Origin of the sequence: Synechococcus sp. CCY9202 (assembly GCF_034931685.1) — a bacterium.
GTDB lineage: Bacteria > Cyanobacteriota > Cyanobacteriia > PCC-6307 > Cyanobiaceae > CBW1002.
Map to the genome: position 1 here is coordinate 33,269 of NZ_JAYGID010000062.1, position 8,394 is coordinate 41,662.

General features: G+C 69.3%; 5 protein-coding genes. 2 read left to right on the forward strand and 3 right to left on the reverse strand.

Annotation, left to right across the window (positions count from 1 at the left end; all coding sequences use genetic code 11):
* The first annotated feature begins 10 nt into the window (after window positions 1-10).
* Entirely contained in the window at window positions 11-2,440 is a 2,430-nt protein-coding gene (gene purL, locus VB777_RS08835) for a phosphoribosylformylglycinamidine synthase subunit PurL (protein ID WP_323248420.1), read from the forward strand.
* 54 nt (window positions 2,441-2,494) lie between these two features.
* On the forward strand, window positions 2,495-3,985 hold the full coding sequence (gene purF, locus VB777_RS08840; protein ID WP_197171289.1) for an amidophosphoribosyltransferase: 1,491 nt from the start codon (window positions 2,495-2,497) through the stop codon (window positions 3,983-3,985).
* Between the two features lie 18 nt (window positions 3,986-4,003).
* Here the strand turns inward: purF and VB777_RS08845 are convergent, their stop codons facing one another.
* The 3 genes from VB777_RS08845 to queG form a co-directional block, all read right to left on the reverse strand.
* Window positions 4,004-6,466: a DNA gyrase/topoisomerase IV subunit A gene (locus VB777_RS08845; RefSeq protein WP_197157844.1), complete on the reverse strand. Its 2,463-nt coding sequence runs from the start codon at window positions 6,464-6,466 to the stop codon at window positions 4,004-4,006.
* Window positions 6,467-6,534: 68 nt separating this feature from the next.
* A complete protein-coding gene (locus VB777_RS08850; RefSeq protein WP_322757938.1) occupies window positions 6,535-7,404 on the reverse strand; it encodes a tetratricopeptide repeat protein in 870 nt (289 codons plus the stop codon).
* 136 nt (window positions 7,405-7,540) lie between these two features.
* On the reverse strand, window positions 7,541-8,394 hold an 854-nt coding region (queG, locus tag VB777_RS08855), incomplete at its 5' end, for a tRNA epoxyqueuosine(34) reductase QueG (protein ID WP_323248422.1).

Sequence of the window (8,394 nt, forward strand, 5' to 3'; positions counted from 1 at the left end):
GGCTGCCACCATGCCGTCCCCCGCGGCTTCCGCCTCCTTTTCGCTGCCCGAGGCGCTGCGCAAGGAAGGCCTGAGCCAGGCCGATTACGACGAGATCGTGCGGCGGCTTGGGCGGGAACCGAATCGGGCCGAACTGGGCATGTTCGGCGTGATGTGGTCGGAGCACTGCTGCTACCGCAATTCACGGCCACTGCTCAGCCAGTTCCCCACGACCGGCCCCCGCATCCTCGTGGGCCCCGGTGAGAACGCCGGCGTGGTCGACCTGGGCGAAGGGCAGCGGCTCGCCTTCAAGATCGAGAGCCACAACCACCCCTCGGCCGTGGAGCCGTTTCAGGGGGCGGCCACGGGGGTGGGCGGCATCCTGCGCGACATCTTCACCATGGGCGCCCGGCCGATCGCCCTGCTCAATGCCCTGCGCTTCGGGCCGCTCGAAGATGAGCGCAACGTGGGTCTGATGGAGGGCGTGGTGGCCGGCATCGCCCACTACGGCAACTGCGTCGGTGTGCCCACCGTGGGCGGTGAGGTGGCCTTCGACCCCAGCTACTCCGGCAACCCGCTGGTGAATGCCATGGCCCTGGGGCTGATGGAAACCGAGGAGATCGTCTGCTCCGGCGCCGAGGGGGTTGGCTATCCGGTGGTCTACGTGGGCAGCACCACCGGTCGCGATGGCATGGGCGGTGCCAGCTTCGCCAGTGCCGAGCTCACCGCGGCCTCCCTCGACGACCGCCCCGCCGTGCAGGTGGGCGATCCCTTCCTGGAGAAGGGTCTGATCGAGGCCTGCCTCGAGGCTTTCCAGAGCGGTGATGTGGTGGCCGCCCAGGACATGGGCGCCGCCGGCCTCACCTGCAGTTGCTCCGAGATGGCCGCCAAGGGGGGGCTGGGCATCGAGCTCGATCTCGACCGGGTGCCCGCCCGCGAGAGCGGCATGACCGCCTACGAGTTCCTGCTGAGTGAGTCCCAGGAGCGGATGCTGTTCGTGGTGAAGCCCGGGCGTCAGCAGGCGTTGATGGAGCGTTTCACCCGCTGGGGCCTGCAGGCGGCGGAGGTGGGCCGGGTGCTCCAGCAGAACGTGGTGCGGGTGCTGCAGCACGGGTCGGTGGCGGCGGAGGTGCCCGCCAGTGCCCTGGCCGACGACACCCCGATCAACCACCACACATTGCTCAGCGAGCCCCCCGCCGCCATCCAGGCCCACTGGCGCTGGAGCGAGGCCCAGCTGCCGCAGGCCACCCAGGCTGGCATCACGCCGGTGAACGGCCCCCTGGCCGGTCAGAGCCTGGGCTGGGCTGCGGTGCTGCTGCAGTTGCTCGACGACCCCACCATCGCCTCCAAGCGGTGGGTGTTCCGCCAGTACGACCATCAGGTGCAGGCCAACACCGTGGTGCTGCCCGGCGGAGCGGATGCGGCCGTGGTGCGGTTGCGGCCCCAGCGGGGAGAGGGGGCGATGCAGGCTGCCAGCCGCGGTGTGGCGGCGGTGGTGGACTGCCCCAACCGCTGGGTGGCCCTCGATCCGGAGCGCGGCGGCATGGCGGCCGTGGCCGAGGCGGCCCGCAACCTCAGCTGCGTCGGTGCCGAACCCCTGGCCGTGACCGACAACCTCAACTTCCCGTCGCCTGAGACCCCCACCGGCTACTGGCAGCTGGCCCTGGCCTGCCGCGGCCTCTCGGCGGCCTGCAGCGCCCTGGAGACCCCGGTGACCGGTGGCAACGTCTCCCTCTACAACGAGACCCGGCTTCCAGACGGCCAGATGCAGCCGATTCACCCCACCCCCGTGGTGGGCATGGTGGGGCTGGTGTCCGATCTCGCGCTGGTCCGCGGCCTGGCCTGGCGTCAGGCCGGCGATGCCATCTGGCTGCTGGGGGTGCCGCTGGACGCCACCGCCTCGGCAACCACCACGGCTTCGGAGCTCGATGAGCGGGTCAGCCTGGCCGGCAGCAGCTACCTGGAGCGCATTCACGGGGCCGTCACCGGTCGGCCGCCGCTGATCGATCTGCAGCTGGAGAAGCGCGTCCAGGCCTTCCTGCGTCAGGCGATTGCGCAGGGCCTGGTGGCATCCGCCCACGACCTCAGCGACGGAGGGCTGGCCGTGGCCGTGGCCGAGGCCTGCATCGCCTCCGGTCTGGGGGCAGAGCTGCAGCTGCCGGCCGGCGACCTCCGGCCGGATCGTCTGCTGTTCGCCGAAGGCGGTGCCCGGGTGCTGGTGAGCATCGCGGCCGCCGATGCCGCCGCCTGGCAGCAGGCCCTCGATCAGGCCGCCGCCGCTGGTGCCGCCATTCCGGCCCAGTGCCTCGGTGCCGTGCAGGCCGCCTCCGGGGCCCCTGCTGCCCTGACCTTCAACCGCGGCGGCACGACCCTGCTGAACCTGGCCGTGGACGACCTTGGTGAGGCGTTTGAACAGGCGATCCCGCGGCGCCTGGGCCAGGCGCTGCCCCCCAGCGTTTAGCCGGTCCGAGCCCTGATGTCGCGGCTGATGCACAATGATGCAGTCAAGCTTTAGGTGGGCAGGGTCTTGCAGCAACACCAGCCCGTTGCCCGTGATGAGCTGAGGCCCGACAAGCCTGAGGAGGCCTGTGGGGTATTCGCCGTGCTGTCCCCCGGTCAGCCGGTGGCCAACCTCACCTACTTCGGTCTCTACGCCCTGCAGCACCGCGGCCAGGAGTCGGCCGGTATCGCCGTGTTCGATGGCCCCAAGGTGCGGCTGCACAAGGACATGGGCCTGGTCAGCCAGGTGTTCGACCAGGACGTGCTCGAACGCATGCCCGGCGACCTGGCGATCGGCCACAACCGCTATTCCACCACCGGCAGCAGCAAGGTCTGCAATGCCCAGCCGGTGGTGCTGATGACCCGCCTCGGGCCCTTTGCGCTGGCCCACAACGGCAACCTGGTCAATGCGGCGGAGCTGCGCCTCTCGCTGGATCACCTCGCCGGTGAGTTCACCTCCACCACGGATTCGGAGCTGATCGCCTTCGCTGTGCAGCACGCCGTGAACGGGGGCCTGGGCTGGGATGAGGCCATCCGCGCGGCCGCCGGCCAGTGCCGCGGTGCCTTCAGTCTGGTGATCGGGACCCCCGAGGGCCTGTTTGCCCTGCGCGACGGCCACGGCATCCGTCCCCTCGTGTTCGGCCACATCGGTGAGCGGCAGGAGGCCCGCTGGGTGGCCAGCAGTGAAACCTGCGGGCTCGATATCATCGGCGCCACCTACATCGATGATGTGGGTGCCGGCGAGATCATTCACTTCCGTGTTGGTGAACCTGAACCTCTGCGCAGCCGCTGGTGTGAAGAGCCGGCCAAGTTGTGCGTGTTCGAGATGATCTACTTCGCACGCCCCGACAGCCGTTTCTTCGGCGAATCGCTCTACAGCTACCGCGTCCGCATCGGCGAAGCTCTGGCCCGTGAAACCCCTGTGGAGGCTGATCTGGTGATCGGCGTGCCCGATTCCGGCATTCCGGCCGCGATCGGCTACTCCCAGGTCAGTGGAATCGCCTTCGCCGACGGTCTGATCAAGAACCGCTACGTCGGTCGCACCTTCATCCAGCCCACCCAGGCGATGCGGGAAGCGGGCATCCGCGTCAAGCTCAACCCCCTGCCGGATGTGCTCGCCGGCAAGCGGGTGGTGGTGATCGACGACTCGATCGTGCGGGGCACCACCAGCCGCAAGCTGGTGGCGGCCCTGCGGGAGGCCGGCGCCACCGAGGTGCACATGCGCATCAGCTCACCGCCGGTGACCCACCCCTGCTTCTACGGCATCGATACCGACACCCAGGATCAGTTGATCGCCGCCCGTCTGACCCTGGCTGAGATCAGCGCCCATCTCGGCGTCGATTCGCTGGCCTACCTCAGCAAGCAGGGCATGGTGGACGCGGCCCAGGCCAATTCCAGCCACTTCTGCACCGCCTGCTTCGACGGTGCCTATCCGATTGACCTGCCGGAGGAAGTGAGGGCCAGCAAGCTGATGCTCGAACCGGCCGGTCTGGCGCTGGTCGGCTGAAGCGAGATTCTCCGCTGTTCAGCCGGTGATCAGGGGCACTAGGGCCTGAACCGTTTCCCGTTCGCGCAGGCCCAGCAGTTCGCCGTCGCCGCTGCTGTCCTGGCGCTCAAGCTCTGCGGTGGCGAGCCGCACGCTGCGGATCTCTGAGATCACAACGCTCACCATGGCCGTTTCGGCTCCGCAGAGATCCACCAGGGCATCACGGCGATCGCGGAAGCGGATGGCGATCTGGCCCAGATCACCCCGCTGACACGGCCGCAGATTCTCCACGGCCAGGCGCTTGAGCAGGCCCAGACGGCTGGCCAGCAGCACGTCTCCGCCGGTGGCCACGGCGGCGGCGCCCACCACTGCCTCGCCCGGCAGTAACCGCAGCAGCACGGGCCCCTGCGCAGTGCGTCCCATCAGCGGCAGGTTGGCTTCCTCCACCGCCAGACGCAGCAGGCGGCCGGTGCTGCTGGCCACCACCACATCCTGGCCGTCATGGCAGGGCACCACCCGCAGCAGGTGGACGCCCTCCTTGAGCTTGAGCACGGTGGCGGCCCGGCCGGAGAGTTCCTGAAAGTCCTCCAGGGGCAGCCGCTTGAAGCGGCCGTCGCTGCTGAGCAGACCGAGGCTTGTGCCGCTGGCCTGGCTGGGCAGAGGCAGCACCTGAACCACCGTTTCGCCCTCGAGGCTGTCGGGCAGGAAGCGCTCCAGCCCTCCCTGTTGCTGGCCGGCAAATTCCCAGCGCAGCAGGGCCACCCGGCCATTGGCGGTGAAGGCGAGCAGGTTGGGCTGGCCGGCGGTCGGCAGGATCAGCCGGGCCGGCGGTGGCTGTTCCGCCAGTGGCGCGGGTTCCTCGAGATGGAGGCGGCCCAGCAGCTGCGGGCCGACGATCTTCACGGATCCATCGGCCAGGATCAGCAGGCGGCTGTCGCTGGCCAGGGCCTCGAAGGCCTGCTGGCGCTGCAGTTCGGCGTTGGGACGCACGGCGGCGCTGCGCTGCGCCACCAGCTCATCGCCCCCCTCGATCAGGCGGGTGCGGCGCGGCGTGGCATAGCGCTTGCGCAGGCGCTTCAGTTCGGCCACCAGATGGTCAAGCAGGGCGTCGCGGTCGTCGAGCAGGGTGCGCAGACGGCTGCGTTCGACCCGCAGTTCCTCGACCTCCTTGCGCAGGCTCTCCTGTTCCAGTCCCGTGAGCCGCCGCAGCGGCATCGCCAGCACCGCATCGGCCTGGCGCTCGCTCAGATCCAGCTGCACCTGCAGGCTGGCGCGGGCGGTGGCGGAATCGGGAGCCGCGGTGATCAGGGCAATCACCTGCTGGAGCGCCTCCAGGGCCCGGATCAGGCCTTCCACCACCTCCAGCCGGTCTTCGCAGCGGCGCAGGGCATGGTTGGTCCGGCGGATCAGGGTGAGTTCGCGGTATTCCAGGAATTCCTGCAGCATGCGCCGCAGGGTGAGCTGCACCGGCTGGCCGTTCACCAGGGCCAGCAGAATGGCGCCGAAATTGCTCTGCAGGGCGGTGCGGCGCTGCAGGTCGGCCAGCACCTTGGTGGCGTCCGCATCACGGCGCAGTTCCACCACCACTCGCATGCCTTCGCGATCGCTTTCATCGCGGATGTCGGCGATGCCGCCGATCTTGCCCTCATTCACCTGGTCGGCCAGCTTCTCGATCCAGCCGGCCTTGCTGAGCTGATACGGCAGCTCGGTGATCACGACGGCACTGCGGCGGTGGCGACCCTTGCCGGGCTGCACCTCCTCGGTGTGGGCCACCCCCCGCATCGGAATGCTGCCGCGGCCGCCCAAGTAGGTGTCGCGAAGACCGCTGCCGATCAGCACCTCGCCGCCGGTGGGGAAGTCGGGGCCGGGCACCAGTTGCAGCAGCTTCTCGTCGCTGAGGTCGGGCTTGCGCACCAAGGCGATCAGGGCATCCACCACCTCGCCGAGGTTGTGGGGCGGGATGCTCGTGGCCATCCCCACGGCGATGCCGGTGCAGCCATTCAGCAGCAGGAAGGGCAGCTGGGCCGGCAGCACCGTGGGCTCCTGCTGGGAGCCGTCGAAGTTGGGGGCGAAATCGACCGTGTCGCTGCCGATCTCCTCAAGCATCGCCTCATGGGCGATCGGAGCCAACCGGGTTTCGGTGTACCGCATCGCCGCCGGCGGATCGTCATCGACGGAGCCGAAGTTGCCGTGGCCGTCCAGGAGCGGGTGGCGGCTGGCGAAGGTCTGCACCAGCCGCACAAGGGCGTCGTAGACCGCCTGATCACCGTGGGGGTGGTATTTGCCGAGCACATCGCCTACGACCCGGGCGCACTTGCGGTAGGGCCGATCCGGGGTCAGTCCCAGCTCGTGCATCGCGAACAGGATGCGCCGCTGCACTGGCTTGAGCCCATCGCGCACGTCCGGAAGGGCCCGTCCCACGATCACGCTCATCGCGTATTCGAGGTAGGAGCGCTGCATTTCCTGATGCAGGGCGATGGGCTGAACGCGCTCCTCGGCCATCCGGGTCTTCGGTGTGAGGGCGAAAAGTGGGGCTCAGCCTACAGATCCTGTGCGGTTTCTCCCCGAGGTCAAGGTGTCGACTCCTCCGGATCCGTGCTGGATTCTGCGTTGGCGTTGGCGCGGTCCACCACGCTCTTGAGCTCTGGATCCTCCAGAAGCCGGCGGGTGCTGGCCCTCAGTCTGTCGCCCCAGAGCTGTTCTTTCTGAAAGCTGTCGAGCACGTAATTGGGTTCGTCATCCAGGGCCTGGGCCGCCAGCTGGCGAGCCTCTGCCTGCTGCTGCGGTCCACTGGCGTAGAGGCCGGCTGCCAGCGCCAGGCTGGGTTCGGCGGCTTCGGGTCGGATCTTCAGCACCCGGCGCCAGCGATCGATCGCCTCTTTGCCGCGGCCCTGCTCGTAGAGCACCAGACCCTGGTTATTGATCGCTTCCCAGAAGTCTTTGCGCAGGCCGGAGGCCCGCTCAAAGGCAGAGAGAGCTGCGCCGGAATCGCCCAGCAGCAGATGGGCGTTGCCCAGATCGAAGTAGGCGCCGGCATTGCGGCCATCCAGCTTGATCCCCTGTTGCAACAGACCCACCGCCTGTTGCGGTTCGCCGTTGCGTAGGGCCAGAGATCCCTGGGCGAACCAGATGCCGGGATTGCGCGGATCGAGTTCCTTGGCCCGGGCCAGGGCAGCGGCGGCCTCGTCGAGCTGGTTGCTGCGCAGCTGGGCTTCCGCCAGCAGCAGCCAACCGCGCGGATCCTGGGGCAGCAGCTGCACGGTGAGCGCCGCCAGGCGTGCGGCGTCCTCGGCTTGGCCAAGCCGCAGCAGCCGGCCGGCCGCCTGGGCAATTCCCAGACCCGCCCCTGCCAGTTCCTGGCTCTGGGGCACGAAGACGTAGGGCACCAGTGCCCGAGCCGGCGCCATCTGAGCGGCCCACAGGCCGATCCCCAGCGGCATGGCCAGGGCCCAGGTCCGCAGACTCCGTCGCGACGGGGTTGCTCCTGTCGCGGCCGGCGTGAACTCAGATGCCATCCCTTTGCTCCTGAACTGCCACCAGCGCCGGATCACAACTGCCCCACAGGGAGGCTCCACCCTAGGGACAGCCATTCGCCTTGCCCGCCGCCGCCGCCCGCAGATTGCGCCGCCACATCCAGGGCTTGATGCGGCGCAGGGCCGAGGCCCGCAGGTGCTCATCCCAGGTGGCGTCATCCCATGCCAGGGCCGTCTCGGGCCGCAGGTTGAGCAGCCAGGGCCGCGGCTGCACCTCCGGGTCGGTGCTGCTCTCCAGATGCTGCTGATTCCATGGACACACGTCCTGGCAGATGTCGCAGCCGGCCACCCAGGGGCCCATCGCCGCGGTGATGGGCTCCGGTAATTCCGAATCGCGATTTTCGATCGTGTGGAAGGCGAGGCAATGGCGGGCATCCACCACAAACGGTTCCGGCAGGGCGCCGGTGGGGCAGGCCTCGAGGCAGCGGCTGCAGGAGCCGCAGAGTGGTTCGGCGGGGTGGTCGGCCGGCAGGTCCAGGGTGGTGAGCAGATGGCCCAGCAGCAGCCAGGAGCCATGCTGGCGATGGATCAGGTTGCCGTTCTTGCCGATCCAGCCCAGGCCGGCTTCCTCGGCCCAGGCCTTGTCCAGCAGCGGCGCGCTGTCCACGCAGGCGCGCCAGCCGGTGCCGGGTGCCTCGGCCTCGAGCCAGCGCCCCAGGCGCCGCAGGCGGCCATCGATCACCCGGTGGTAATCACGCCCCCAGCCGTAGCGGGCCACCGCCAGGCTGCCGGGCGCCCGCTCGGTCGCCACGTAATAACTGAGGCCCACCGCCAGCAGGCTGCGCACCCCCGGCAGCAGGGTCTCCACGGCGCGGCGGCGCGGATCGCTCATCCAGGCCATGGAGCCCTGGTGGCCGGCCTCCAGCCAGCGCTGCAGTGCCGCCGTGCGCAGCGCCA

Excerpts from the sequence above, each read along its gene's own strand:
- purL (WP_323248420.1), top strand. The coding sequence starts at position 11 with ATGCCGTCCCCCGCGGCTTCCGCCTCCTTTTCGCTGCCCGAGGCGCTG.
- VB777_RS08845 (WP_197157844.1), bottom strand. The coding sequence starts at position 6,466 with ATGGCCGAGGAGCGCGTTCAGCCCATCGCCCTGCATCAGGAAATGCAG.
- VB777_RS08850 (WP_322757938.1), bottom strand. The coding sequence starts at position 7,404 with ATGCCGCTGGGGATCGGCCTGTGGGCCGCTCAGATGGCGCCGGCTCGG.